The following is a 25,348-nucleotide window of genomic DNA, read 5'->3' as shown; positions in this document are numbered from 1 at the left end:
TTACTTTTGTGTCAGATGGCGTACAGCCTTCGCCAATTCCTCTGGATCTTGTTGCTTGGTTGAAACCAGTTTGGGAGGGTTGAGAGGAGCAAATTCGTCCTTTGGCCCTGAATCTGCTGGCTTCGGTGTCAGCAAATCATGTAACTCGTTGTCCTGATCAGGTGTCACAACATCAAAACGGCTTCCTCTGTCCTGATCGTCCTGAGAAAGCTCCTGTTGAGTTGGTACATCGTCCCCGGTCGGCATTTTCGGTACTGCGCCTGCGGGATTCGCAAGAATCCCCAGAATAAAGCGCAGTACAAATGCCAGCAGGAACCACACTACAAATCCTAATATTCCTCTAAAGAGACTTGTGGTCCATAAATTATTTCCAAAAGAGACAAGGAAGGTAATTACAAACCCCACTATCCCAAACCAGAGGTTAAGTTTAGTATTCCCTGCCATCCCCTATATTTCCTTCTTACCCATTTGTACACTTCGAATCGACAACATACCAGTAATACAATTCATTTCAATGGTACGTCCGTAATTCGCGCCCGTATCTTCGGCAAGTAAGGGGATATTATACTCTTTTAAAAATAATTTACAGGCTTCCACATTGCGAGGACCAATCCGCATGTGATCACCGCCACTCGAAAAAGTAAACATCTGTGCGCCGCCAGCCATTTTGGCGACCAGGCGTGAGCGTATGGCACCCATATCCGTCATTCTTTTCAGCAGTTCCGGTAGAGCCGTATCTGCATACTTTGCAATATTGAGCTGTCCTTCGCGCGCGATCTCCGAAGAAGGCAACATGACATGGGCCATACCGGCAAGTTGAACATTTTTGTCATACAGCGTAAGGCCAACACACGACCCCAATCCCGTCGTTCGAATAATTCCGGATGTCTTCACGACGTTCAAATCGGCCATACCTACTTTGACGACATTTTGTTCTTCAATCATCTTGGAGCGGAACTCCTAACGATTTAAATATTTTATCAAATGATTCGGGATCCGGAATCAGGAAAAACTGTCCCTCTACTTCTTCATTCCCTTCCAGGAATGTGGTATCGATCAGCAGGGCATCATCACCCATTTGACCGAACTGGAGAAGTCCGTAATTCAGAATAGCACCTGCCATGTCCATTGACAGTCCCGGAACGGTAGGGCTCATGGACAAACCGGTAAAGTCGGCGAGGGACGATAAATAGGACCCTGCTAATATATTACCAATTTCTGCGAGTGCTGACTGCTCCATTTCCGTAAAAAATTCTTCATCGCTGGCTTCAATACCTGCCATACGATGCAGTAAGCCTTTGCCTGCCTCCGGGGTCAGTACGAAAAACAGATTACCCGGCGCTTCCCCTTCCACCCGGAAAAAGATAGCCAGAACGATTTGTTCCGGACCGCCCACTTTATCGGCGATCTGCTCGAAAGGAAGAATCTGCACTTTGGGTACTGCCATATCGATGGGCTTGTCCAGAAGCTGGGAGAGGGCAGTGGCTGCATTGCCTGCCCCGATATTCCCCACTTCTTTGAGCACATCCATTTTGAACCCTTCAAGTCTTTTGAACAGGTCCATATATTAGTCCTCGATGCTTTCCAGCTGGACGACTTCGGTCTTGTCCAGCACTTCCGGAAGATTGAGCATAACCAGCAGCCGTTCTTCATCAAGCTTTGCTACACCATCCAGATATCTGGCTTTGACGCCGCCTACCACTTCAGGCGGTTTTTCAATGCTGCTGCGTTTGATATCTACCACATCGTTTGCGGAATCCACGATAAAGCCGACCTGCATTTTCTCGACTTCCACGATAATGATACGTGTCTGGTCATTATATTCCTGAGCTGGCAGGTTGAAACGGCCGCGCAGGTCGATGACCGGAATAACCACACCGCGCAGATTGATTACACCTTTTACAAAACCAAGTGTTTTCGGAACGCGGGTGATCGGCATCATACGTTCGATCGTCTGTACTTTATCTACTTCGATACCGTATTCTTCTGTTGCTAGTTTGAAAACAATAACTTTTAATTCATCCATGGGTAAATCCTCCTCAATAATGGGCTGCATTATTTGATAAATGCATTCGGATCAATAATCAAAGCAACCTGGCCGTCTCCCAAAATAGTTGCACCGGAGATGCCGCGTGTTTCCGGCAGGTAACTTCCCAGGCTTTTTAGAACGATTTCGTTCTGGCCGATGAAGTTTTCTACTGCAATGGCTGCCAGTTTGTCACCTTTGCGGATAACAACAATCTCGGTTTCTTCCTCTTCGCGCTCATCGAAGTCAGGAACTTCAAATACGCGGCTAAGGGACAGAAGCGGGATATGCGTATCACGATAAGGAATCAGCTGACTGCCATGCAGATCACGTACCTGCTTCGCTTTGATGATGCCGGTTTCCACAATTGAAGTCAGTGGAATCGCATATTTCTCCGATCCAACGCGGATCAGCATTGCGGAAATAATGGACAGTGTCAGTGGCAGCTGTACGGAGAACTTCGTTCCTTTTCCAAGTTCGGAAGTGACCATTACATGGCCGCCTAGGGAAGTGATTTTGGATTTAACGACATCCAGACCAACACCGCGTCCGGATACGTCAGAGATCACCTCAGCCGTACTGAATCCCGGAGCAAACAGAAGCTGGTACACTTCCTCGTCCTTCATCGTGTTGGCTACATCCTGCGACACGATACCATTTTTGATTGCTTTGTTGAGAACATTCTCACGGTTAATTCCGCGGCCATCATCCTCAATTTCGATAAATACGTGGTTACCGCTGTGGAAAGCACTCAGCTTGACGGTACCTGTCTCTTCTTTGCCGGCTGCAATACGATCAGCGACCGGTTCTACACCATGGTCTACCGAGTTGCGAAGCAAATGGACAAGCGGATCGCCAATCTCGTCGATAACCGTACGATCCAGCTCAGTTTCAGAGCCGATAATAATCAGATCCAGCTTTTTATCAAGCGATTTAGCAAGGTCGCGTACCATACGAGGGAAGCGGTTGAATACTGTATCTACTGGTACCATCCGCAGCTTGAGGACGATATTTTGCAAATCTGTACTTACACGTCCCATATGCTCTACGGTATCTGTCAGAGCCGGAACTTTAACTTCGCTAGCCAGCTGCTCCAGACGAACACGGTCGATCAGGAGTTCGCTGAACAGGTTCATCAGTACATCGAGACGATCGATATCGACACGAATCGTACGTGATGGTGCCGGTGCCGGTGCTTTGGCTGCTTTTGGAGCTGCAGCGGCTGCCGGTTTCGGCGCAGCTGGTGCTGCTGCAGGTACCGGTGCAGGCGTTGATGCCACAGGAGCAGGTGCTTCTGTCGCTTCCGGCTCTGCTGCCGGTGCAGCGGACATTTCCTTGAGGGATTGTGCATCCAGACGCGTTACATTAACACTCTCGATTTCGGAAATGCTCGTTACCATCGGCTCCAGCTCGGCTGGATCTTTTTGTGTAACATAGTACAGCGAGAAGCTGCGCTCGAACTTGTCCTGCTCGATATCCTGAGTAGAAGGTTCGGACTTGATAACATCACCGTAACGCTCCAGCAGGTCGAATACCATATAGGCACGAACTGCTTTGAGCTGACAATCTTCACGGATAGCAACTTCCATGTACAGCGCCTGATGGCCTTCTGCCATGGATTGTTCGATGACGGATTGCTGGAATTCGTCCAGTTGAATGCCTTTACTGTCTTTAACTGCGATCGTTGATGCCGCCGCCGGGGCAGCTGTCGGAGCCGCTGCGGCTGCCGGAGCACCTGCTGCAGGAATGTCACCGCGTACGATGGCCTGCAGGGATTCTACAATTGCAGTCACATCGGCTTTACCTTCGCCGCCCTGTGTAATATCCTGTACCATCGATTCAAGGGCATCCAATCCTTTGAACAGGGTATCAAAAATAAATTCCTGCATAGCGAGCTTTTCATTACGTACCAGATCCAGTACGTTTTCCATCTGGTGCGTCAATGCCGCCAGATCCTCGAATCCCATTGTAGCGGCCATCCCTTTCAGCGTATGCGCTGAGCGGAAGATAACCTGTACAATACCCAGGTCAGTGGGATTGCTTTCTAATTCCAGCATTTTTTCATTTAATGACTGCAGATGATCGTTCGACTCATCAATAAACATGGATAAATATTGATTCATGTCCATCGTGAGACACCTCCTCCATAAAGTAACATGATGCTTGTTATAAGCTATTTAACGATTTGTACAAGTTTAGGCGCAATTTCAGGTAATGGCAGGAGGTGGTTTACACATCCAAGCTCTACAGCCGATCGCGGCATTCCGTACACAACACAGGTATCTTCGTTTTCTGCGAAGGTAGGGATTACCCCACTGTCATATAAATTTTTCATTTCCTTTGCGCCATCGCTTCCCATTCCCGTCATGATGACAGCGTATCGCTGCAGATCGGAGAATGGACGGATTGAGGCAAAAAGCGTATCCACAGAAGGACGATGCCCGTTGCGTGGAGGCTCCTGTGTGAGCTGGATACGATAGCCGCCCTGACTGCGAACGACTGTCATATGATAACCTCCGGGTGCAATATAAGCGGTCCCTGGCTGAAGCGGCATTCCCTGTTCGGCTTCCACTACCGTAATCTGACTCAGGCTGTTCAGCCGCTGAGCAAGAGATCGGGTAAAGTTCGGCGGCATATGCTGTACGATCACGATAGGCGCCGGGAAATTCGCTGGGATCTTTTCAAGAAAGCTTTTCAGTGCTCTAGGGCCGCCTGTTGAGCAGCCTACAGCTACCAGTTTGCCAATAGACGCTGCAGTAACGTCTGTATGGGACGTTTTACCCACAATAGGGCCAGAAGACGCAGAAGAGGACGAAGATGGCACAGAAGGCTTCTCAGGCTCTTTACGCGTTAATGGGTTTGCTGGTGCAGACGGTGGTTTTGGCACTTTAGGCTCAGCTGGTTTGAGAGGACTCGCTGCAGCTGACCGCGGCTCTACAGTTTTTGGAGGTACAGCCGGTCTGGATGGGTTTGGATCTTCACTGCGTCCAGGCCGGGCCAAACGGTTGTTAAGCGGTGGTGCAGGTCTGCCGGCAGGCGGCGGATTCAGAGTGCCCGGCTGAGGACGCCGGGAAGAATCTTCGATAGATGGTTTGCTCTTTTGAGGCGCTGCCTGAGAAGGCGGAGGAGCAATGCTTGCTTCGCGTTTCTTCTCAACTTCCGGCAGGGATGGCGACGGAGCAGCGTCAGCCGCCATGGTTTTCTGTTCCGCCCGCTTGCGGCGTCTTTCCAATACGTGTACAGCCGTATTAAGCTGTCTCAGCAGCTGCTGTCCCACTTCTTCGATATCCTGCGAATTACTGACAGACGGCTTGCGGATAAAGTCAAAGGCACCATTCTCCAGCGCCATAATCGTCTCTCGCATCCCCTGCTCGTTAATACCGGATAACATAATTACCGGAACGGGACGCTGGGCCATAATAACTTTCAGCGCTTCCAGGCCGTTCATCTCCGGCATCTCAACATCCATTGTAACTACATCGGGTTTAAGCTCCATAACTTTCTGGGTCGCTTCGAGCCCGTTATTTGCTGTGTCAATTACCTGGAAAGTAGCGTCAGCCTCAATCAAGTCAGAAACAATTTTTCGCATGAACGGGGAGTCGTCTACAACCAGTACTTTATAAGTTGCCATAGTGATAGCACCTCTGTCCCTACAGAATCATTTAGTACGCCGCATCCATTTCTGTATAAATCCTTTGATTCCTGTTAAGCTTCCTTCCTGATGTGCATCCGGTGAAACCACATATTGCATCGCCAGGTTTTGAATGTCCCTTGAAGCGTGACATCCAGGAGCATGGATTGAAAAAGGGACCTGCTTTTTTACCGACTGACTGACATGGGAATCATCGCTTACAAATCCCAGCATCGGAATTTCGAGATTCAGAAAGCGGCTGGTGACCAGCCTGATTTTATCGGAGGTTTGCACCGCTTCCTTTTGACTCTCTGCCCGATTGACTACCAGTTTGAAGTTTGTGCTCTCTTCCATTCCGTAGACCACTTTGATCAAAGCATAAGCATCGGTGATCGCTGTTGGCTCCGGAGTTGTGACCACAATACATTCATCAGCCGACATGATAAACTGCAAAGTTTCCTTCGAAAGTCCCGCTCCTGTATCAAACAGGATATAATCCATATCGGCAGCAATTTTTTGAATTTGAGTAGTAAAGTAAACTAAATCTTTCTCAGAGAGAGAAAATAATGAATTTAAGCCCGATCCACCGGCAATATATGGCAATGAACCTGCGCCTTTTTCAATAATTTCATCAATCTGTTTTTCCCCGCTCAACAAATGCGAGAGATTGTATTTTGAACGTACACCCATCAAAACATCGATATTTGCCATTCCTATATCCGCATCGAATACAAGAACCTTGCGTCCAAGACGCTGCAGAGCAAGTGCAAAATTCAATGTGAAATTTGACTTGCCTACACCACCTTTCCCACTTGTTACGGCAACAAATTTGGCGTTTCCCGCACCGCGTTCAGGAGCTTCAAGAGCTTTGGCTTTGGCAGACATCAGGTTTCTTAACGATTGGGCCTGGTCCATCATGGCAGGATTTCTCCCAATAACAGATTTGCTAGAAAATCAGGACTTGGCATAAGCAGATCATCCGGCACATTCTGTCCATTGGTCATGTAGGACAGACGCAGCGGATGATCCTGCAGCAAGTTAAACAGCGCACCATAGCTTCCTGTCTCATCAGCTTTGGTAAAAATAACTTTATCCAGTGGATATTTGCTGAAATGGTCAGTGATTGTGCGCATATCTTCGGTTTTGGAAGTTAATGCCAGTACCAGATACGTTTCACTTTGTTCCAGCGGAGCCAGCAAGCTCTGCAATTCAGAGACAAGCAGCTCATTTCTGTAATTGCGCCCTGCTGTATCCATCAGGATCAGATCACACTCGGCTAGACGCTGCAGAGCTCGCTGCAAATCTCCCGGTGACTGCGCCACTTCCAGCGGCACACCAAGGATCGAAGCGTAGGTTCTCAGCTGTTCTACTGCCGATATGCGATACGTATCCGACGTAATAAATCCTACTTTGCGTTTGTATTTAAACAGCTGCTCGGCAGCAAGTTTGGCGATGGTGGTGGTTTTGCCTACTCCTGTTGGGCCGGCAATATATACGATACGGGTCTCCGCAGCGATACCTCCACCAATTCGTGATTCGGTAAACTGCTCAATCTGTGCTTTGGCTGCCGATTTGGCCTCCATTGCAGTCATAGACTCCAGATCTGCAGATTGCTCTACAATACGATCCATCCACAAATCGAGCAGTGTCTGTTCAATTCCCTGCGATTTAAGCTGATTCATCAGTTGATGCAGCGGTTCCGGGAGTTCGGCTCGTTCCTTGTCCCGTGTAAGATCAGCCATCATCTGCTTCATCTGGCGCAGCTCCTCAAACAGACGCTGTTCGGACATCTGCTCGGTCAGATCTGCTGCTGGACTGGCCACGGTAGCTGCTGCAGCCTGAATATGCTGTAATCTCGTACTGGCTACCTCGGGTACAAAAGGCTGCTCTTCCGGCAATGGAGATACCGCTGCCGGTGCCGCTGATACAGGCTCAGGCTGATCTGCTGCAAGTGCCTGTCGCATGGATTCTGCAAAAGCCTGACTGGATTTGCGATAAGCATCCGGAACGGCTTTTTTGGGAACAGGAGTTGCCGCTGCTGCAGCTACAGGCTCAGGCTTCGCTTTGGGTGCTTCCTGGACCTGTTCTTTTTCCACTGCAGCGATAACTTCGATTTTTTTCTTTTGGAACATGCCCAGAAATCCGCCGGTTTTCAATTCCTTGGTGCTCAATATGACGGCATCACTGCCCAGATCCGTGCGGATCTTTAACATGGCATCCGGCATCGTATCCACGATATAGCGTTTTACTCTCATAAGTTCACCACCCCGACACTTTGAATTTCAACATTCGGTTCCAGTTCGCTATAGGATAAAACGGGTATATCCTGCATGGTACGTTCAATCAACTGACGCAGATACATACGAATTGCCGGTGAAGTCAATACAACAGGCTGTTGTCCCATTTGGAGCAGACGATTCACCTGCTCGTTGATCTTCTGATACATCGACTGTGTCGAAACAGGATCCAGCGCAAGATAGGTACCCTGCTCGGACTGCTGTACACTTTCTGCAATTTTCTTTTCCAGGTTAGGACCGACCGTAATAACGCGCAGCGTCTCGCCCTGGCTGGTAAACTGCTGTGTAATCTGGCGTGACAGGGATTGACGCACATATTCGGTCAGCACATCCGGATCTTTGGTGTAAGCTCCATAATCTGCCAGTGTTTCGAAAATGGTTACCATGTCGCGAATGGATATTTTCTCTTTTAATAATTTAACCAATACTTTCTGGATATCACCTACGGTCAATACAGAAGGAATCAGTTCATCTACCAGTACAGGGTAGTTTTCACGCAGATTGTCGACCAGAGAGCGCGTCTCCTGACGTCCCAGCAGTTCGTGGGAATGCTTTTTGATCAGCTCGGTCAGATGCGTAGCTACCACCGAAGGTGGATCGACTACCGTATAGCCGGACAATTCAGCACGATCTTTGGTTAATTCGTCAATCCACAGCGCAGGCAGACCAAATGCTGGTTCCAAAGTCTCTATGCCTGTAATAGAATCATCATCAAAACCAGGACTCATGGCCAGGTAGTGATTCAGTAATAATTCACCACCGCCTACAATATTTCCTTTAATTTTGATTACATATTCATTTGGTTTCAACTGAATATTGTCGCGAATACGAATAACAGGGACCACAAGACCCAGTTCCAGTGCGCATTGACGACGAATCATAATAATACGATCAAGCAAATCTCCGCCCTGCTGTGTATCTGCGAGTGGGATCAATCCATAACCAAATTCGAATTCGATTGGATCGATCTGTAGCAAATTGATTACACTTTCCGGACTGCGAACTTCTTCGATCTGTTGTTCTTCTTCATGTTGTTCTGCTTCCACCATTTTTTTGGTCAGATTTGCCTGCATCCGGCGAGCCGCAATAAACAGCAGAATCGCCAGCGGGAAAGTCGTGATAAAGTGAATCGGTGTAAACAGACCCAGCATCGTAATTACACCTGCTACAATGTACAGCAGGGTTGGATATGAAAACAGCTGCTTGGTAATATCATCAGCCAAATTGCCTTCGGAAGATGCACGGGTAACAATCAGACCTGCCGCTGTAGAAATAAGCAGCGCCGGAATCTGACTCACCAGACCATCACCGATTGTCAAAATGGAATACGTCGAAAGAGCATCAGCGAATGCCATTCCATGAATCGCTATCCCAATAATAAATCCACCAATCAAGTTGATCAGGAGGATAATAATACCTGCAATAGCATCCCCTTTAACGAACTTACTCGCACCATCCATTGCACCATAAAAATCGGCTTCACGTTCGATTTTGCTGCGTCGTTCTCTGGCTTGTTGTTCGTTGATCAGACCTGCATTCAAATCCGCATCGATACTCATTTGCTTCCCGGGCATAGCGTCGAGTGTAAAGCGAGCGCCTACCTCTGCAACCCGTTCCGAACCTTTGGTAATAACGATAAACTGAACAATAACCAGAATCAGGAAAACGATAAAGCCTACTGCGATCTGTCCACCGGCTACCCAGCTACCGAACGTAGCAACAACCGATCCCGCTTCACCTTCTCCAAGAATCAGTTTGGTTGTCGATATGTTAAGCGCCAGGCGGAATAAGGTTGTAATCAACAGCATTGCCGGGAATATGGAAAATTCCAGCGCTTCCTTGGTATTCATCGCAATCAGCAAAATAATCATTGCCAGTGAGATATTGATGATGAGCAATACGTCGAGCAGCCATGCCGGGATCGGAAGAATCATCATCATAATAATTCCAATAACGCCTACAAGGACAACCAGGTCTTTTTTCTTCAATGTTATTCAGCCCTCCGATCCCTTACTTTGTTTTACCTCTGACTTTGTATACATAAGCGAGTACTTCCGCTACAGCCTGGAACAAATCTGCGGGTATGGACTCCCCAATTTCGGTTCTGGCAAACAGTGCCCGTGCCAAGGGTTTATTTTCCATAATGACTACACGGTTCTGTTTGGCTACTTCTCTGATTCGTAATGCCATGTGATCCTGCCCTTTTGCGATTACCTGCGGTGCAGCCATTTGCGAATTGTCATATTTCAAAGCAACTGCAAAGTGAGTCGGATTGGTAATAATAACATCGGCATTAGGAACTTCCTGCATCATGCGCTGCATCGCCATTCGGCGCTGCCGCTCACGAATTTTACCTTTTATCAACGGATCCCCTTCCGATTTTTTGTATTCGTCCTTGATATCCTGCTTGGACATCCGGATTCCTTTGTTATGCTCATAACGCTGATACATATAGTCAAAAATAGCGAGTATGAATAAAGCAACGCCTACTTTGATTCCAAGATTAACTGTCAGTCCGCCAGCAAAATGAAGAATAGCTTCCACTGACATATACGCTGTTTTGGAAATTTCGTGCAGTGCTCCATTTAGGGTTGTATACACCAGATATCCAATAACACTCATTTTCAGTACCGATTTAACAAACTCTACCGCTGATCGTATGGATACAATATTTTTAAATCCTTTGATAGGGTCCAGCTTGCTGAATTTGGGCATAATCGGCTCTCCTGTAAGCAGGAAGCCTACCTGCGCATAGCTGGCTGCCAGAGCCAGTACAACCACAATACCGAAAACGGGAGCAAGCAGCAGTAAAATCTGTATCGCATATTGTCCCAGCATTTGCATAATGTTGGCAATCGTTACGTCTGTAGACATGCGATGAATGAAGGCATCCGTGAATAGCCAGGTAATACGTTTCATATAAAAATCATTAAACATAAGCAAGCAGAATATCCCACCCAGCATGATTGCTGCTCCTGGTATATCCATACTTTTGGCAACCTGCCCTTTTTTACGGGTCTCCCTGCGCTTCTGGGGTGTTGCCTCCTCGGTCTTCTCACCGGAGAACAACTGCAGATTCATACGTAACCTGAATGCCAATGGACTGCCTCCTTTCTTCGAAGTCTACTTGGATTGTGGTGTCGTACCCATTACTTTGAGCAAAGACTGCATGGCCTGAAACAGCTGTCCAAACAAATGTTCAAATATAAAAGCAAAACTCGGTGTCAGCAGCATCAGCATGAACAGTCCTATAATGATTTTGACCGGTACCCCGATTACGAAAATATTAAACTGGGGAGCACTCCGTGCCAGAAATCCCAGTCCCACATCCGTCAGGAACATGGCGACTACGATCGGTGCAGCCATCTGAAAAGCAATCATAAAGGAGTTGCTGAATGTCCGTATCAAGAATTCGCTGATCGAACCATTCATCATTTTACTCATGATCTCGGCATCAAGCGGTATCCAATCATAACTGTATAATACCGATTGGATTAGATAATGGTGACCATTCATACTCAGGAACAGCAGGATTGCGAACATATATTTGAAGTTACCGATCATCGGTGCCGAAGCTCCGGTCAAAGGATCAAATACACTCGCGATACCAAAACCTGTCTGAATATCGATAAACGAGCCTGCCATCTGAATAACTGTGAACATCAGATAAGCGACATACCCAAGTAAAAGGCCTATCATTACTTCACGAAGCACCAGCAGCACATACAGCCCGATTTCTTCCGGTATAGTGACTGATGTTCCCTTGATCAGGTAAATCAAAAGAGAGATAAAAAAAGCGATGCCTATTTTAAAGGTGTTAGGTACGCTTCTCGATGAAAAAATAGGTGATATTACAAAAAAAGCGGTCATTCGACAAAAAACAAGCAAAAAAACAGGAAAACTTTGTAGCAGTGTCTCCATAAGCAATCAGCCTAACCAATGTATTTGTACAGATTGCCCAGGATATCGCCAGTGTAATCAACCATTACTGTCAATATCCATGGACCAAATAACAGCAGTGCGAGCATTACAGCTACGATTTTAGGTACAAAGGCAAGAGTTTGCTCCTGGATCTGGGTAGTTGCCTGGAAAATACTCACAACCAGACCGACTACAAGTCCCAGAATAAGCATCGGTGCACTGATTTTTAAGACGGTGTATACCGCTTGTCCTGCCATACCGATGATAAACTCCGAACTCATGATTTACCTCCCTTAATCAGGTGTTTGGGTGCTGCACTAATTAAAACTAATCAATAGCGACTTGACGATAAGATACCAGCCATCGACCAGTACGAATAGTAAAATTTTGAAAGGAAGTGAAATCATTACAGGTGGTAGCATCATCATACCCATGGCCATCAAAACGCTCGCAACTACGATGTCGATGACAAGAAAGGGGATAAAGACCATAAAGCCCATCTGAAAAGCAGTTTTCAGTTCACTGATTGCATAAGAAGGGACCATAACCGTCAGCGGAATATCCTGTACATTCTTGGGTTTGGCTGTACCGGTGTATTCCAGAAAAAGTAGTAAATCCTTTTCTCTCGTATGCTTGAACATGAATTCCTTGATTGGCTTTTCCGCTGCCTTCAAAGCCTGCGTCTGATTAATATCGCCCTGCAGATAAGGCTGCAAAGCCGTCTGGTTCATCTGGGATAAAGTCGGCGACATAATAAAGATGGTTAAAAATAAAGCCAGCCCTACCAGTACCTGATTGGGAGGCATCTGGTTAGTCCCTAGTGAAGTCCGGACAAAGCTGAGCACAATCACAATACGTGTAAAACTGGTCATTAATACCAGAAAAGATGGCGCAATGCTGATGAGTGTAATCAAAAGCAAAATAGACAGCGAGCTGGTCGCCGGGCCATCTGCTGCACTATCATTATTTCCGATCTGAATATCAATATTCGGTATCGGATCAGCTGTTGCAGCAAATATAGGGTGAACCGATAAGAAGCTAACTAGAAAAAGCATCATAAAGGTGAATATCAGCTTTTTTTTCATGAATCCCTCGACCGATCTGTAGAATCTTCCTCTTTCAGCAGCTTTTCCATCTTCTGCCGGCGATTCGGAATCTGGCGCAGTTTGCTTTCAAACACTTCCTGGAAAGCATCCGTATCACCAATTTCTTCTTCCTGCACGGAAGACTTAGGACGGAAACGGTTGCTGAGTTTGGAGATTAGCGGAGTCAGAATATTGTTCTGGTCCACCGATTCGGATTGAAAAGAGCTTATAATCAGTTCTGCCTCTTCAGGATCAGAGATTTTATCCACAAGATTGATATCCTCTCCTACACCGATCAGATAGACGCTGTTGCCAATTTCAATCACCTGTAACGACTTGTTTGGGCCCATAGCTACCCCGCCTATAGTGCGGATGGCACGGCGGGACAACCAGGTTTGATTTTTCCTGCCCAGGAACCGGAGCAGTAAAATAATTAGGCCTATTATTACAGCCAAGACGATTATAACCCAAACTAGGTTTAGGATATAATCGCCTGTTCCTCCCATTGTGGCTGCTGAACCTGACATGGGAATATTCTCCTATACTCCGAGCGTTTTGCTAATCGCTTCAATAACACGATCAGCCTGGAAAGGTTTTACGATGAAATCTTTGGCTCCTGCTTGAATAGCGTCGATAACCATAGCCTGCTGACCCATCGCTGAGCACATGATTACTTTAGCTCCGCCATCCATTTTTTTGATTTCTTTCAGTGCAGCAATGCCATCCATCTCGGGCATCGTGATATCCATGGTAACGAGGTCTGGACGAAGTTCTTTGAATTTCTCTACTGCCTGTGCTCCGTCTTGAGCTTCTCCTACAACTTCATATCCATTTTTAGTTAAAATATCCCGGATCATCATTCTCATAAAAGCTGCATCATCCACGATAAGAATTCGGTTTGCCATTGATTTAAAATCCTCCCTGAGTGATCATTATTGTATTTTTTGAATTCGGTCCCACTGGCTTACGATATCTGTGACACGGACACCAAAGTTTTCATCAATAACGACAACTTCGCCTTTGGCGATCAGTTTGTTGTTAACCAGGATGTCTACCGGTTCCCCTGCCAATTTGTCCAGTTCGATAATGGCTCCCTGGGACAATTCGAGTATATCTTTAATTTGCCGTTGGGTCCTTCCTAATTCTACGGTGACTTTGAGTGGTATGTCCATTAATAAGTTCAAATTATTTTCATCCAGGTTAGGAGCAGCTCCTGCGCCGAAGTTAGCAAATTGAACCGGTTGAACATTAACCTCTCTGCCTGCCGGTGCGCCGTAATGCTGTGGCGCCTGCGGATATGGCTGCGGCGGCATACCGTAACCCGGAGGATACGGATATGGAGGATACTGCGGATAAGGCTGATCAGGCATGCCATATGGCGGTTGTTGTCCATAAGGAGGCATACCCTGCGGCGGCATCATAGGAGGCGCTGCAGGCTGCTCAGGAGCTTGCTGTGGAGGCATTGCTGCCTGCGGTGCTGCTGCCTGTGGAGGAGCTGCTGGTGCCGGCGTACTGGCAGCAGGTTGTTCTGCAACTGCCTCTTCGCCGCCATTGATCAGAATATCTACCATGTATTTGGCAAATTCAACAGTGATCAGCTGCATGATGGTGGAATCAATCAGATCACCGATCAGCAGGCGGAAAGAGATTTTGATAAGTGTCTCTTCAGCCGGCAGCATGCTTACACCCTGATCATTGCTTACATCCAGAATATCAATTCCTGGTGGTGAGATATTAACGAAACGGTTGAAAATGGTCGACATCGAAGTGGCAGATGAACCCATCATCTGGTTCATCGCTTCCTGTACGGCGCTGACATGAATCTCATTCAACTCTTCGTCCTTGGGATGGCCTTCACCTCCGAGCATCAAGTCTGCGATCACCTGAGCATCACGTGTCTGGATAACGAGGGAATTGATTCCCTGGAATCCATCCACATACTCTACGTGAACCGCTACATGCGGCTTGGGAAATTCATTTTCAAATTCGGTACGGGTAATGATTCCTACCTGTGGAGTCGTAATATCGACTTTTTGTCCCAGCAGGGTAGATAATGCAGTCGCTGCACTACCAAATGTAATATTTCCGATTTCTCCGAGGGCATCCTGTTCCAGCGGAGTCAGAAAATCATCTACGCTCTTACCCGAAGTTCCTGATGCTGCGCTGTCATCATCACCGGATGACTGCTTGAGCAAAGCGTCAATCTCTTCCTGTGACAAATAATCTTTACTCGTCAACTTCTTCCACTCCTTCACTGACGATCTCGTCAATCTGAACGGCTACCCGGTCTTTGATCATACCCGGGCTTCCTATAAATTTAAGCTGGTTGCCTACTTTTATGGATAATGAATCATGTACCGGTTTATTAAGTGAAATCACATCGCCCACCGATAAGCTCAAAAACTCCTGAATAGATAAACGGGAATCCCCAAGCTCTGCAATAATCGGCAGCTGGGCACGGTTTACACGATATTGAAGTGCTTCCACTTCTTCTGCTGCTGGCTCTTTCTTCTGGGAAACAAACCAGTGGTGTGCAGAAAGTTTGGTCATGATCGGTTCAATAACAACATGCGGAATACAAAGGTTGATCATCCCTGTCGTATCGCCGATTTTGGTACTCAGCGAGATCAGGGCAATCGTCTCGTTGGGAGACACCAGTGACATAAACTGCGGGTTCGTCTCCAGTGCTTCCATTCGTGGAGACAGATCGATAACTGTTTTCCACGCTTCCTGCAGGCTTTCGAATGTTCGGCTGAATACACGCTCAATGATCGTTGTCTCGATTTCAGTCAACGCATTAATTTTGGAAGGTGCGGTCCCTGTACCGCCAAGCAGGCGATCCAGCATGGCAAACGCAATATTCGGATGAACTTCCAGTACCATCCGCCCTTCAAGCGGTTCTGCTTCAAAAATGTTCAAGATCGTCATTTTCGGAATAGAACGTATAAATTCGTCATAAGGAAGCTGTTCAACCTGAACTACACTGATCTGTACAAAAGTACGAAGCTGTGCCGAGAAATAAGTAGTCAGATAACGCGCAAAGTTCTCATGAATCCGTGTCAAGCTACGGATATGATCTTTGGAAAAACGGACTGCCCGTTTAAAATCGTATACTCTGACCTTTTTCTGGGTTTCTTCCTTTTTAAGTTCCTCCGCATCCATTTCCCCGGAAGAAAGTGCCGCTAAAAGGGCATCAATCTCTCCTTGGGATAATACATCTACCATAATCTCACCCCCTTACGATTGTAAATTGATTTGTTGCTAAGATTAGGTTGATTCCAGCTTTCTCTATTAAATGGAACTTACGATGCGGTCGGATACTTGTACGTCTATCAGCTTGCCACCTTCAGCAGGTAATGCACTGTTGATCAATTTGAGCAATTTGGCATCCAGTTGGTCAATGCCTTTGGCACTATTGAGCTCATCCGGATTGGTATCTGCCAGGGTTCTTACGATAATCGGCTTGATTTTCAGATCTTTGATCAGATCAAAGTTTGCTTTGGCATCTTCATCAGCCAGTTGAAACGAAAAGCTGATTTTCACCACGTAGGAAGGGTCTGCCAGATTGGTTGTCATGTCTGTGATGTCTGATGATACAGCGGCAATCTCGGTTGCTGTCATACTCTCCAATTTGGCTTTCTCGGCCGCCGCGGCTTCGGCAGCAGTTGTTGGTGTCTTGTCTCCAAATACATTACCCATTAGGAAATAAGCGACAACACCAATCAAACCCAGTGCCAATACCCCGCTGATTATCCAGGGTAGTAACTTTTTCATTCCAATTCCTCCATATGCTGCACCTTAATTGTTCCAGTAAGTGTGCCTATACTTTTATTGTATTCTTGAACCAGACTCGTCACTTGTGCCGCCTTTTCCAATACAATCATACGCTTGCCTGTAATTAGAGTGATGTAGGTATCAGGCGTTTCTTCTACCATTTCAATCAGCAGGGCATTAACCCACATGGGAGAACCATTAAGCCGCGTGACAGGGATCATACTACCCCTCCTTGAAGGTTACTTGCTATTTAAGAAGAGGGAGAAGATGTTATCCTCCCTCTAGCTGTCTAGATTATCGTTTCAGGTTAACAACTTCCTGCAGAATTTCATCAGAAGTCGTAATGATACGGGAGTTCGCCTGGAAACCACGTTGTGCAACGATCATCTCGGTAAATTCACCTGTCAGATCGACGTTGGACATTTCCAGTTGGCCGGCTACGATAGCACCTGTGCCACTCGCTGCATCTCCACCGTTCAGCAGTTCAACGGTACCATCTGGATTAGCATTCGGAGTTACACGATAAAGGCTTCCACCCAGTTTCTCCAGACCGCCCGGGTTTACTACTTTTGCAATACCCAGCTGAGGACCGGCTGCAGTCGTACCGTCAGCCATGGTATACAGCAGCGTACCATTGTTTTGAATACTGAATGAAACAGCATCCGCATCAATCTGAATTGGCGCTCCACCATTATCGACTACAAATGCACCGTCGGAAGTAACCAGCTGGCGGGAAGCATCGACATGGAAATCACCGGCACGTGTCAGATAAGGAACTTCCTGATCCGCAGAGAGCTTGATTGCAAAGAATCCATCGCCATCAATACGCAGGTCTGTCGGGTTGTTGGTTGTTTGTGCGCTACCTGCCAGGTGAAGAGTATCAATAGAAGAAGTTTTTACGCCCAGACCTACCTGCTGAGCATTCACACCGCCGCTCTCGCCTTCGGTTGGAGCTGTTACCCCTTTGGTTGTTTGACTCAGGATATCCTGGAACATAACACGGGAGCTTTTGAAACCAGTTGTATTTACGTTTGCGATGTTGTTACCGATGACGTCCAGTTTAGTTTGAAAACCTTTCATACCTGATACGCCGGAATACATGGATCTTAACATTAATATTTCCTCCTAATGAATACATAATGTGGTGGTTGAGACTGCGTCAGTCGGTCGGCAGTCTCCTGGCTCTCCATTGCTGGTCCTGCCAGTGAATTAGATAATTACAGCACTATCAATTTGAGTAAATACATTATCTTTCATTGAGTTGCCATCCATGGCGGTAACAACGGTCCTATTGGGCACATTGACGATCAGAGCGACATTGTTTTGCATCAAGATCAAAGAATCTTTGGAACCTTTGGCAGCAGCTTTATCAATAGCCTGATTCAAGCTGTTCATTTGTTCCTTGCTGAATTGTATTCCTCTTTGCTCCAAACGTTTGGAAGCATGATTGCTGAACTTGAGCAGGTTCTGATCCAGAATATTTTGAAACTCATTCGGTTTGGAACCTGATGTTGCATTTTTACTGCGTCCCAGCAATCCGGAATTAACATTGGACGGATATAGCTGGCCTACCTGGATCGGGCCGCTCATGACACCGCAGCCTCTGGAGCTGCTGTAGTACTTTCTTCAGCGTTCTGATCGTTCTCCTCAGTAGCTGTAGATGAAGCAGGTGTCTGGGTTGATTCAGCCGCCGGTGCAGCGGGAGTAGTTATTTCTTCCACAGTCGCTGTCGGTTGAGCAGTTGTACTACTTGAAGCTGGTGTATCTGTCTGTGTCTCGGTAGCCGGTACGGTTGCTGTGCTCTCGGCTGGTGAAGATGCTGGTGTACTTGCCGCCGGAGCAGTCGCAGCCGTGTCGGTTGCACTTGCTGCAGGCTTGGTTTCAGTACCCTTCGCTGTTGCCGGCTCTACTTTGGCAATCAAGGTCAGTGGAACTGCATCTTCGCCTACCTGTGCGTACTGTACTCCACCCTTCATTACGATGCCTTCTACAGTGCCTGTTTCGTAAGTGGATGTCTTCTCGCCTGTCTTGCTGTCTGTCTTTTCATTCAACCAGGTGACCTTCTTGCCAATCAGTTCTGAAGAAGCCCCTAATGATGTATCGACAGATCCTTTCAAATTATCAAGCTTTTCTCCGATTTTTGTTAATTGTGTTAGTGAGGAGAATTGAGCCATCTGAGCAATAAACTGTGAATTGTCCATTGGTGACATCGGATCCTGGTTTTTCAATTGAGCGACCAACAGAGCCATAAATTGATCTTGTCCCAATTCGGACTTTTCTTTCGATGCAGCTGTTTTTACGTTATTCGCAGAATAGTTGGGCCATGTATTCGATGTGGAAATCAAATTCGGCAAAGCATTCACCTCTATTTCTTTTTTATGCTTTTGCTACATAGGTGCTGCCATAAGGAGTTCTGTTGGCACCTCGCAAGTTCACTCGCTCTTCACGCCATTCATTCAATTCATTACCCAGCTCTGCTGCAATAACAGCATCACCGTTTTGTTCTTCCTTGGACTTGGAACGACGACCGGACTGTTGTTGATCCGCACCGGACTGGAATCCTTGCCCTCCATTATATATATCGGATTGTAGCGAAGAACTTTGAGTAACTTCGAGTTTTTCTACCTGAAGTCCCTGTGCCTGAAGCGCTGAACGAAGCTGTGCCATTTGCTGCTCCAGTATATCTTTGGCTCCATGCTTTTCGGTAATAAACTGAGCCATCAACTGACCATCCTGAATCGTGATTTTGACGTCAACCTGTCCCAGATGTTCGGGATTCAGTATGATTTTGGCTTCAGATACACCGTTCAGCTGCTGAACATCAAACTTGCTAACGATAAATTTACCCATATCCTGAGCAAAGTTCTGAGCATTAACCATAGGCGGTGGTGCAGTTGTCGTCAGCGGTGCGGCATCTGCTTTCATAGCCAGCTGACCGGCTGTTACGATGACAGGTTCCTGATGCTGCGTTTGACCGGTAACCGGCTCTACATTCTCAGCTGCATTTTCGGTTGGTGTTACGGCTGTTGTGCTTGCTGCTGTCGTATCCGGTACAGCAATCGCCTGAAATGGTGTGTTGGACTGTTGTTGCTGATTACTGTTTTGTCCACCCGATTGACCCATTGTGGATTCACCGGATTTTTGCAATACATTTTGAAGATTATTCAGCAGTTGTTCCAGCTTCGGATCAGCTTGCTGAGTTCCGCTTTGAACAGCCTGCAGTTTATCAACTACCTGTGATACGGCATCCGCTACTGCAAACCGAAGTGTCTCCGGCTGTTGTGCGATTGCTGGCAGTGTAGCTGTGAGTGGCTGCTGCGCCGCTTGTGGTCCAGCCGCTGCCTGGGCAGTGTCTGTTCCTTGCTGTTGCGCTTCACCATCTCCTGATAACACCTGCTGTACCTGAACCAACCAGGCTTGCAATGACTGCATTAGTGCAGGATCATTTACAATGGAAGCATCCATATCTTCCAGCTTTCCGAGCAGATCTTCCATTAACTTGTCGACTTTCTCTACTTGCTCTCCCTGCGTCCCTTCTGTATTGTCTTGCTCTCCGGAAATAGCTTGTTGAAGCATCTCCAGCAGCGAAGCGGCAGAACCAATAATTCCTGCAGAAACCTGACCGGCAGTTGTGACATTTGCAGCTGTGCCTGCTGTACCCGCGGAACCCATTACATACGTTAGTGCTTGATTGAATCCTGCACCTGCCGCACTGGTCGTTCCGGCAGCCGAAGCTGCTCCTGGTGTTTTGGCTGTTGCTGCTGTTGTTGTGGTTGTCATGTTTTGAAGTATCATACTCATATATTATCACCTCCAGGAGCATAAATTTTAATAAGAAGGACTTCCTGCTTATGACTGTTTTCGCTAGAATAGGAAATGATTCCGATACCTCCTAGTGAGGTTAATTGGCCATTAACCGATTGAGAATCTGGGCTGTTCCTGCCGGATCTTCGGTAGACATAGCCGATAATACGCTGGCTCTGGTCGAATCATCCATTGTATTCAGAACCTGCAGTACTTTACTCTGACTGACTTTTGCCGTTTGCAGGAGCAATGAAGCTGCACTGTTGGGAGGCATAGTGGTAAATGTCTGAGCCAATGCTTCATTATCCAGCTTGGAACCGGCTGCTGGTGTTGCCTTCTGCGTACTGCCCGTTGTCGTCTGTAAGGCCGCCAGGCTTGCCGAGGTTGCATTTTTCAAAGCAAGTGACGTATCCGCTGCAACTTTGGGGTCCATCTTTTGCAAAATGCTTGCCTGATCCTGGGAATTCATTTTACTGAAGATCAATACCTGTTCATCTGTGGTCATATTCTGCATAATGGCCGCTGCTTTGGAAGCACTCATATCAGAATAGACATTAGCCAGATTTTTCAGCTGCTTATCCTGCTCGGTGGGTGTAGTCACCGTATTGGTCGTACCCGTTGGTGCTGTCCCGGCTGCAGGGTTAGTCGTTGTACCCGTCCCTGTAGTCGCTCCAGTGCCTGTTGCTCCTGCACCGGTTGTCGCCCCTGCTGTTCCTGGCGTCTGGCTTTTCAGCTGATCCTGAAGCTTTTTAAGCTCTGCTGCCTGTGTAGCCTGTGCTTTTTTGGATTCGTCCAGCTGCTGCTTCAATTGATCGACAGTAGCTGCATTACTCTCACTCTGATTGGATGCTACATCTGTGCTATTACCTTTATCGGCAGATGGGACCCAATTTTTCACTATAGGAATTTTGTCCAGTGTCTGAAACATGCTGGCCCGCAAATTGGTATTGAACAACATTACGATTGCGCCTACTAATACAAGGGTAAACAGAATTGGAGTAGCGATAAAAAGTAATCTTCCGAGTCCGCCGGACTCCTTTTCCATATCGGCATCCAAATCCAGATTTTTCTTCGCCACGGTAATCCTCCTTGAGCAAAAACATCCTTCATTATTCCCTGCTACTGATAGAGTAAGTTATTTACGTTCTCAGTATTCGGGTGCTGCATGGATGGCTTAGATTGCGTGCTATCTCGATTGCATTGCAAATCGTACAGTCGCCATCTCATCCAGTGCATTTTGCTCACGCAGCATATGTTCCTGCATGAATTTTGCTTTTGCTTTATCTTTGGCTTGAAGCCATACCTTTTCATCGACCATTTTCTCGGTTAAATGAAGCTTTTTGTGTTCTACATCGACTTGTGCACGATGAACATCCGATATTTTCTTGGCAATACACTGATCCAGGTACGCAATATAACGCTGCATATCCTGTAATTCCGATATAGGAGCACACTGTTCGATCGCTTGATTGATCGCTTCCAGTGTGCGGTTCTGATCTTCCAGTAATTGATCCAGTGATTGTTCCTGTGCCTGCAACTCACCCAATGCTGTCGACAAAATCCACTCTGCCTGGTTTTTAGCACTTGATTTAATATCTACAACCTTTTGAAAGTTATACTGGAAATTCATTACTCATCAGCTCCTCACAAATTCGGAAATCATCTGCTCTTGCGCTTCATTCAATGTCGTTTTCTCATGCACCTTTTGTTTTGTAAAATTCCAGACATCCTTGATCCGTTCGATAGCTTCATCGATATCCGGACTGGAGCCCCTCTGGTAGGCACCAATATTAATTAAATCTTCGGATTCTTTATATACAGACATTAGACGCTTCATATTATTGGCTGCATCTGTCTGGTCTTCGGTTACAATATCCTTCATGACCCGGCTGATACTGGCAAGTACATCAATCGCTGGAAACTGTCCTTTGTTGGCGATTGCACGGTTCAATACGATGTGACCATCGAGGATACCACGTACCGCATCCGCTATAGGCTCGTTCATATCATCCCCGTCTACCAATACAGTATAAAAGGCAGTAATGGAACCATTAGGACCTGTACCAGCCCGTTCCAGCAATTTGGGTAACCCTGCAAATACGGAAGGAGTATAACCACGCATCGCAGGCGGCTCTCCAACAGCAAGACCAATCTCACGCTGAGCCATGGCATACCGGGTAACCGAGTCCATCATAAACATGACATTCATGCCACGGTCACGGAAATATTCCGCTATAGTAGTAGCAATCAGAGCCCCTTTGAGACGGATAAGCGCCGGTTGATCCGAGGTAGCTACAATAACGACGGAGCGTTGTAATCCCTCAGGCCCCAGATCCCGCTCGATAAAGTCACGTACTTCGCGTCCACGCTCTCCGATCAGTGCGATAACGTTAACATCGGCTTCGGTGTTACGGGCAATCATGCCCATCAGGGTACTTTTACCAACACCGGAACCGGCGAAGATACCTACGCGCTGTCCCTTGCCGATTGTCAGCAATCCATCGATGGCACGTACACCCACACTCATTGGATCCTGTACTCTCGGACGAGTCATCGGGTTAGGCGGAGTATTAAAGGTAGAATAGTGAGTCATACGTGCCGGAAGCAGTGAACCATCTAGAGGCTGTCCCAGGCCGTCCAACACTTTACCCAGCAATTCAGAGCCGACCTGTACGGTCAAAGGCTTGCCTGTACCGACTACATCACATCCTGGCCCAATAGATTGAAGCTCTCCTAAAGGCATTAACAGAACTTTGTTATCCCGGAAACCGACGACTTCGGCCCGCAGGGGCTCCGCTCCCTTGGTAGGATAGATGTAACACAATTCTCCGATGCTGGTATCAGGTCCTTCGGATTCTACCATCAGACCGATAACCTGTGTTACTTTACCATTGATCCGAACCGGATCAAGCTGTTTTATATATTCCAGATAACGACCAGCATTGAGATCAGACATTTGCATTACCTCTCTCTTCATCGTGAAGTGCCAAACGAAGAAGTTCCTTTTTCAGTTCTGCCAGCTGGGTATCCACACGAGCATCCACACTACCGAATGCAGAGCGGATTACACAGCCGCGATCACGAACTGTAGCATCAGGGAGAATCTGGAGTTCTGCTTGAGAATCAATAGCCAATACCAATTCTTCTCTTGCCGCATGGATAAAATCAAATTGGGAAGGATTCACACATAATGTGATCAGTCCCTGTTCCCGTTTGCGGGCAAGTGTCTTTTTGATAAGGGAAAGGACCAGCTCTTGTTGATCAGCCAGTTCCCGATCGATTACTTTTTCTGCAATTCCACAGCTGAGATTCACAAGGAATGGTTCCGCTTCCTGAATAATCTGTTCCTTGGCTTCATAAGCTTGGGACAGTACCGTCTGAGCTTCTTGCATCATCTCATTAATGCGCTGCTGCATCTCAGTCTCTGCACGTTGCTGTCCTTCCTCATAGCCTTCCTGGAATGCTTGAGCTTTTACTGCTTCGATCAGATGCTCGTCTTGTTCACGTCGTTCATCCCACCAGGAAGCAATCATTTCCTGTGCATTTTGAAGGATACGCTCTGCCTCTTCGGCAGCTTCACGTACCTGACGTTCTGCGAATTCACGAGCATCCGCAAGCATTTGTTCTTTTAGTAAAACGGTTTGTTCATCAATCCGCGGCTGGTCATATACAATATGCGGAATCTGCTGATTCGCACCCGCCGCCAGATCTGTAGGTCTAAAATGATCTTTGCTGAGATCCAGTTTTTTGAGGATTTCAACCGGAATATATTGGGATGATTTTATCAAATTAGACAATGATATCATCTCCTCCGCCACGAGCTATGATGATTTCTCCGGATTCTTCGAGTCTACGGATAATGCCTACAATACGACTTTGCGCTTCCTCTACATCTTTAAGACGTACAGGACCCATAAATTCCATTTCTTCTTTGAAAGTATCGGCCATACGTTTGGACATATTGCCGAATACTGCTTCCCGTACATCTTCGCTGGCCACTTTGAGTGCCAGCTGCAAATCTGCGTTTTCCAAATCGCGAATAATACGTTGAATCGAACGGTTGTCGACATTGACAATATCTTCGAAAACAAACATCCGTTTTTTGATTTCTTCTGCCAATTCCGGATCCTGAATTTCCAGGGAATCGAGAATGGTTCTTTCTGTACCGCGATCGACGCCATTCAGAATCTGTACGATCGATTCGATACCGCCTGCATTTGTATAATCCTGTGTCACTGTAGAAGAAAGCTTTTGTTCCAGTACACGTTCGATCTGGGCTATGATCTCTGGTGAAGTACTGTCCATAACAGCGACTCTGCGTGCAACTTCAGCCTGTTTCTCCTGGGGGAGCGAGGACAGAATAGAAGCTGCCTGCTCAAACTGCAGATAAGATAGTACCAATGCAATCGTCTGTGGATTCTCGTTCTGGATAAAGTTCAGAATTTGACTTGGATCTGCTTTGCGAGCAAAGTCGAAAGGTCGAACCTGAAGAGTTGCTGTCAGACGATTGATTACTTCAAGTGCTTTATTTTCACCGAGTGCTTTTTCCAGGATTTCCTTGGCGTAATTGATACCGCCCTGGGAAATGTATTCCTGTGCCAGACAAATCTGATGGAACTCGGAAATAATGGTGTCTTTGTCGCCGCTGTCTACTTTGCGTACGTTGGCGATTTCCAGTGTAAGCTGTTCAATTTCTTCATCACGTAGGTGTTTAAATATTTGAGCAGATACTTCGGGACCCAAGGCAACCAGTAAAATGGCTGCCTTTTGCCGTCCGCTCAGTGGAGCTGTCCCCTTTGCCAATCCCGTT

28 protein-coding genes are annotated in these 25,348 nt (G+C 46.9%); all 28 read right to left on the bottom strand.

Annotation, left to right across the window (positions count from 1 at the left end):
* The 28 genes from AR543_RS11435 to fliG all read right to left on the bottom strand — a co-directional run bounded on the left by AR543_RS11435 (window position 1) and on the right by fliG (window position 25,341).
* The gene (locus AR543_RS11435; protein WP_060534486.1) at window positions 1–444 is read right to left on the bottom strand and encodes a hypothetical protein; all 444 of its coding nucleotides are present in this window, start codon (window positions 442–444) and stop codon (window positions 1–3) included.
* A 3-nt stretch (window positions 445–447) separates the two neighbouring features.
* Window positions 448–945 carry a chemotaxis protein CheD gene (locus tag AR543_RS11430; RefSeq protein WP_060534484.1) on the bottom strand — a complete coding sequence of 166 codons (498 nt, stop codon included), beginning with the start codon at window positions 943–945 and terminating at the stop codon, window positions 448–450.
* On the bottom strand, window positions 938–1,564 hold the full coding sequence (locus AR543_RS11425) for a chemotaxis protein CheC (protein WP_060534482.1): 627 nt from the start codon (window positions 1,562–1,564) through the stop codon (window positions 938–940). The genes AR543_RS11430 and AR543_RS11425 overlap by 8 nt, the downstream gene beginning before the upstream one ends.
* 3 nt (window positions 1,565–1,567) lie before the next feature.
* Complete coding sequence (locus AR543_RS11420) at window positions 1,568–2,026, bottom strand: chemotaxis protein CheW (protein WP_060534471.1); 459 nt, start codon at window positions 2,024–2,026, stop codon at window positions 1,568–1,570.
* A 29-nt stretch (window positions 2,027–2,055) separates the two neighbouring features.
* A complete protein-coding gene (locus AR543_RS11415) occupies window positions 2,056–4,155 on the bottom strand; it encodes a chemotaxis protein CheA (protein ID WP_060534469.1) in 2,100 nt (699 codons plus the stop codon).
* A 44-nt stretch (window positions 4,156–4,199) separates the two neighbouring features.
* On the bottom strand, window positions 4,200–5,657 hold the full coding sequence (locus AR543_RS11410) for a protein-glutamate methylesterase/protein-glutamine glutaminase (protein WP_060534467.1): 1,458 nt from the start codon (window positions 5,655–5,657) through the stop codon (window positions 4,200–4,202).
* A gap of 27 nt (window positions 5,658–5,684) precedes the next feature.
* On the bottom strand, window positions 5,685–6,575 hold the full coding sequence (locus tag AR543_RS11405) for a MinD/ParA family protein (RefSeq protein ID WP_060534465.1): 891 nt from the start codon (window positions 6,573–6,575) through the stop codon (window positions 5,685–5,687).
* Window positions 6,572–7,912, bottom strand: coding sequence for a flagellar biosynthesis GTPase FlhF (gene flhF / locus AR543_RS11400; RefSeq protein ID WP_060534463.1), 1,341 nt, complete (start codon window positions 7,910–7,912; stop codon window positions 6,572–6,574). Before flhF ends, AR543_RS11405 begins: the two co-directional genes overlap by 4 nt.
* On the bottom strand, window positions 7,909–9,942 hold the full coding sequence (gene flhA / locus AR543_RS11395) for a flagellar biosynthesis protein FlhA (RefSeq protein ID WP_060534461.1): 2,034 nt from the start codon (window positions 9,940–9,942) through the stop codon (window positions 7,909–7,911). Before flhA ends, flhF begins: the two co-directional genes overlap by 4 nt.
* Window positions 9,943–9,964: 22 nt before the next feature.
* On the bottom strand, window positions 9,965–11,053 hold the full coding sequence (gene flhB / locus AR543_RS11390; RefSeq protein WP_174703737.1) for a flagellar biosynthesis protein FlhB: 1,089 nt from the start codon (window positions 11,051–11,053) through the stop codon (window positions 9,965–9,967).
* A 24-nt stretch (window positions 11,054–11,077) separates the two neighbouring features.
* Window positions 11,078–11,875, bottom strand: a complete 798-nt coding sequence (gene fliR / locus AR543_RS11385) for a flagellar biosynthetic protein FliR (RefSeq protein ID WP_060534457.1) — start codon at window positions 11,873–11,875, stop codon at window positions 11,078–11,080.
* An 11-nt stretch (window positions 11,876–11,886) separates the two neighbouring features.
* On the bottom strand, window positions 11,887–12,156 hold the full coding sequence (fliQ, locus tag AR543_RS11380) for a flagellar biosynthesis protein FliQ (RefSeq protein WP_046215372.1): 270 nt from the start codon (window positions 12,154–12,156) through the stop codon (window positions 11,887–11,889).
* 36 nt (window positions 12,157–12,192) lie between these two features.
* On the bottom strand, window positions 12,193–12,960 hold the full coding sequence (gene fliP, locus AR543_RS11375) for a flagellar type III secretion system pore protein FliP (protein WP_060534456.1): 768 nt from the start codon (window positions 12,958–12,960) through the stop codon (window positions 12,193–12,195).
* Window positions 12,957–13,466 carry a flagellar biosynthetic protein FliO gene (locus AR543_RS11370; protein WP_227871896.1) on the bottom strand — a complete coding sequence of 170 codons (510 nt, stop codon included), beginning with the start codon at window positions 13,464–13,466 and terminating at the stop codon, window positions 12,957–12,959. The genes fliP and AR543_RS11370 overlap by 4 nt, the downstream gene beginning before the upstream one ends.
* A gap of 33 nt (window positions 13,467–13,499) precedes the next feature.
* On the bottom strand, window positions 13,500–13,865 hold the full coding sequence (locus tag AR543_RS11365) for a response regulator (RefSeq protein ID WP_017813687.1): 366 nt from the start codon (window positions 13,863–13,865) through the stop codon (window positions 13,500–13,502).
* Between the two features lie 27 nt (window positions 13,866–13,892).
* Window positions 13,893–15,197: a flagellar motor switch phosphatase FliY gene (gene fliY / locus AR543_RS11360; RefSeq protein WP_060534454.1), complete on the bottom strand. Its 1,305-nt coding sequence runs from the start codon at window positions 15,195–15,197 to the stop codon at window positions 13,893–13,895.
* Window positions 15,187–16,185 (bottom strand): flagellar motor switch protein FliM, encoded by a 999-nt coding sequence (fliM, locus tag AR543_RS11355; RefSeq protein WP_060534453.1) that lies wholly within the window; start codon window positions 16,183–16,185, stop codon window positions 15,187–15,189. Before fliM ends, fliY begins: the two co-directional genes overlap by 11 nt.
* Before the next feature lie 66 nt (window positions 16,186–16,251).
* Window positions 16,252–16,734: a flagellar basal body-associated FliL family protein gene (locus AR543_RS11350; RefSeq protein WP_060534452.1), complete on the bottom strand. Its 483-nt coding sequence runs from the start codon at window positions 16,732–16,734 to the stop codon at window positions 16,252–16,254.
* Window positions 16,731–16,955, bottom strand: coding sequence for a flagellar FlbD family protein (locus AR543_RS11345; protein WP_060534450.1), 225 nt, complete (start codon window positions 16,953–16,955; stop codon window positions 16,731–16,733). The genes AR543_RS11350 and AR543_RS11345 overlap by 4 nt, the downstream gene beginning before the upstream one ends.
* A 73-nt stretch (window positions 16,956–17,028) precedes the next feature.
* Entirely contained in the window at window positions 17,029–17,847 is an 819-nt protein-coding gene (gene flgG, locus AR543_RS11340) for a flagellar basal body rod protein FlgG (protein ID WP_060534448.1), read from the bottom strand.
* A gap of 96 nt (window positions 17,848–17,943) precedes the next feature.
* Window positions 17,944–18,324: a TIGR02530 family flagellar biosynthesis protein gene (locus AR543_RS11335; RefSeq protein ID WP_060534446.1), complete on the bottom strand. Its 381-nt coding sequence runs from the start codon at window positions 18,322–18,324 to the stop codon at window positions 17,944–17,946.
* Window positions 18,321–19,088, bottom strand: a complete 768-nt coding sequence (locus tag AR543_RS11330) for a flagellar hook capping FlgD N-terminal domain-containing protein (protein WP_060534444.1) — start codon at window positions 19,086–19,088, stop codon at window positions 18,321–18,323. Before AR543_RS11330 ends, AR543_RS11335 begins: the two co-directional genes overlap by 4 nt.
* A gap of 22 nt (window positions 19,089–19,110) precedes the next feature.
* Window positions 19,111–20,535 carry a flagellar hook-length control protein FliK gene (locus AR543_RS11325; protein ID WP_060534442.1) on the bottom strand — a complete coding sequence of 475 codons (1,425 nt, stop codon included), beginning with the start codon at window positions 20,533–20,535 and terminating at the stop codon, window positions 19,111–19,113.
* A 100-nt stretch (window positions 20,536–20,635) separates the two neighbouring features.
* The gene (locus tag AR543_RS11320) at window positions 20,636–21,616 is read right to left on the bottom strand and encodes a magnesium transporter MgtE N-terminal domain-containing protein (protein WP_060534440.1); all 981 of its coding nucleotides are present in this window, start codon (window positions 21,614–21,616) and stop codon (window positions 20,636–20,638) included.
* 108 nt (window positions 21,617–21,724) lie between these two features.
* Window positions 21,725–22,168 (bottom strand): flagellar export protein FliJ, encoded by a 444-nt coding sequence (fliJ, locus tag AR543_RS11315; RefSeq protein ID WP_060534438.1) that lies wholly within the window; start codon window positions 22,166–22,168, stop codon window positions 21,725–21,727.
* 6 nt (window positions 22,169–22,174) lie between these two features.
* Window positions 22,175–23,494 (bottom strand): flagellar protein export ATPase FliI, encoded by a 1,320-nt coding sequence (gene fliI / locus AR543_RS11310; protein WP_060534437.1) that lies wholly within the window; start codon window positions 23,492–23,494, stop codon window positions 22,175–22,177.
* Entirely contained in the window at window positions 23,487–24,335 is an 849-nt protein-coding gene (locus tag AR543_RS11305; RefSeq protein ID WP_060534435.1) for a FliH/SctL family protein, read from the bottom strand. Before AR543_RS11305 ends, fliI begins: the two co-directional genes overlap by 8 nt.
* The gene (gene fliG, locus AR543_RS11300; protein WP_060534433.1) at window positions 24,328–25,341 is read right to left on the bottom strand and encodes a flagellar motor switch protein FliG; all 1,014 of its coding nucleotides are present in this window, start codon (window positions 25,339–25,341) and stop codon (window positions 24,328–24,330) included. Before fliG ends, AR543_RS11305 begins: the two co-directional genes overlap by 8 nt.
* Window positions 25,342–25,348 lie beyond the last annotated feature (7 nt).

This window comes from Paenibacillus bovis, from assembly GCF_001421015.2.
Taxonomy (GTDB): Bacteria; Bacillota; Bacilli; order Paenibacillales; family Paenibacillaceae; genus Saccharibacillus; species Saccharibacillus bovis.
Note: the sequence above shows the minus strand (reverse complement) of the source record. Positions and strands in the feature narration are given on the sequence as shown.

Bases quoted from the DNA above. Each gene is read 5' to 3' on its own strand.
- AR543_RS11435 (WP_060534486.1), bottom strand. From the start codon at position 444: ATGGCAGGGAATACTAAACTTAACCTCTGGTTTGGGATAGTGGGGTTT.
- AR543_RS11430 (WP_060534484.1), bottom strand. From the start codon at position 945: ATGATTGAAGAACAAAATGTCGTCAAAGTAGGTATGGCCGATTTGAAC.
- AR543_RS11425 (WP_060534482.1), bottom strand. From the start codon at position 1,564: ATGGACCTGTTCAAAAGACTTGAAGGGTTCAAAATGGATGTGCTCAAA.
- AR543_RS11420 (WP_060534471.1), bottom strand. From the start codon at position 2,026: ATGGATGAATTAAAAGTTATTGTTTTCAAACTAGCAACAGAAGAATAC.
- AR543_RS11415 (WP_060534469.1), bottom strand. From the start codon at position 4,155: ATGGACATGAATCAATATTTATCCATGTTTATTGATGAGTCGAACGAT.
- AR543_RS11410 (WP_060534467.1), bottom strand. From the start codon at position 5,657: ATGGCAACTTATAAAGTACTGGTTGTAGACGACTCCCCGTTCATGCGA.
- AR543_RS11405 (WP_060534465.1), bottom strand. From the start codon at position 6,575: ATGATGGACCAGGCCCAATCGTTAAGAAACCTGATGTCTGCCAAAGCC.
- flhF (WP_060534463.1), bottom strand. From the start codon at position 7,912: ATGAGAGTAAAACGCTATATCGTGGATACGATGCCGGATGCCATGTTA.
- fliR (WP_060534457.1), bottom strand. From the start codon at position 11,875: ATGGAGACACTGCTACAAAGTTTTCCTGTTTTTTTGCTTGTTTTTTGT.
- fliQ (WP_046215372.1), bottom strand. From the start codon at position 12,156: ATGAGTTCGGAGTTTATCATCGGTATGGCAGGACAAGCGGTATACACC.
- fliP (WP_060534456.1), bottom strand. From the start codon at position 12,960: ATGAAAAAAAAGCTGATATTCACCTTTATGATGCTTTTTCTAGTTAGC.
- AR543_RS11370 (WP_227871896.1), bottom strand. From the start codon at position 13,466: ATGGGAGGAACAGGCGATTATATCCTAAACCTAGTTTGGGTTATAATC.
- AR543_RS11365 (WP_017813687.1), bottom strand. From the start codon at position 13,865: ATGGCAAACCGAATTCTTATCGTGGATGATGCAGCTTTTATGAGAATG.
- fliM (WP_060534453.1), bottom strand. From the start codon at position 16,185: ATGGTAGATGTATTATCCCAAGGAGAGATTGATGCCCTTTTAGCGGCA.
- AR543_RS11350 (WP_060534452.1), bottom strand. From the start codon at position 16,734: ATGAAAAAGTTACTACCCTGGATAATCAGCGGGGTATTGGCACTGGGT.
- AR543_RS11345 (WP_060534450.1), bottom strand. From the start codon at position 16,955: ATGATCCCTGTCACGCGGCTTAATGGTTCTCCCATGTGGGTTAATGCC.
- flgG (WP_060534448.1), bottom strand. From the start codon at position 17,847: ATGTTAAGATCCATGTATTCCGGCGTATCAGGTATGAAAGGTTTTCAA.
- AR543_RS11335 (WP_060534446.1), bottom strand. From the start codon at position 18,324: ATGAGCGGCCCGATCCAGGTAGGCCAGCTATATCCGTCCAATGTTAAT.
- AR543_RS11325 (WP_060534442.1), bottom strand. From the start codon at position 20,535: ATGAGTATGATACTTCAAAACATGACAACCACAACAACAGCAGCAACA.
- fliJ (WP_060534438.1), bottom strand. From the start codon at position 22,168: ATGAATTTCCAGTATAACTTTCAAAAGGTTGTAGATATTAAATCAAGT.
- fliI (WP_060534437.1), bottom strand. From the start codon at position 23,494: ATGTCTGATCTCAATGCTGGTCGTTATCTGGAATATATAAAACAGCTT.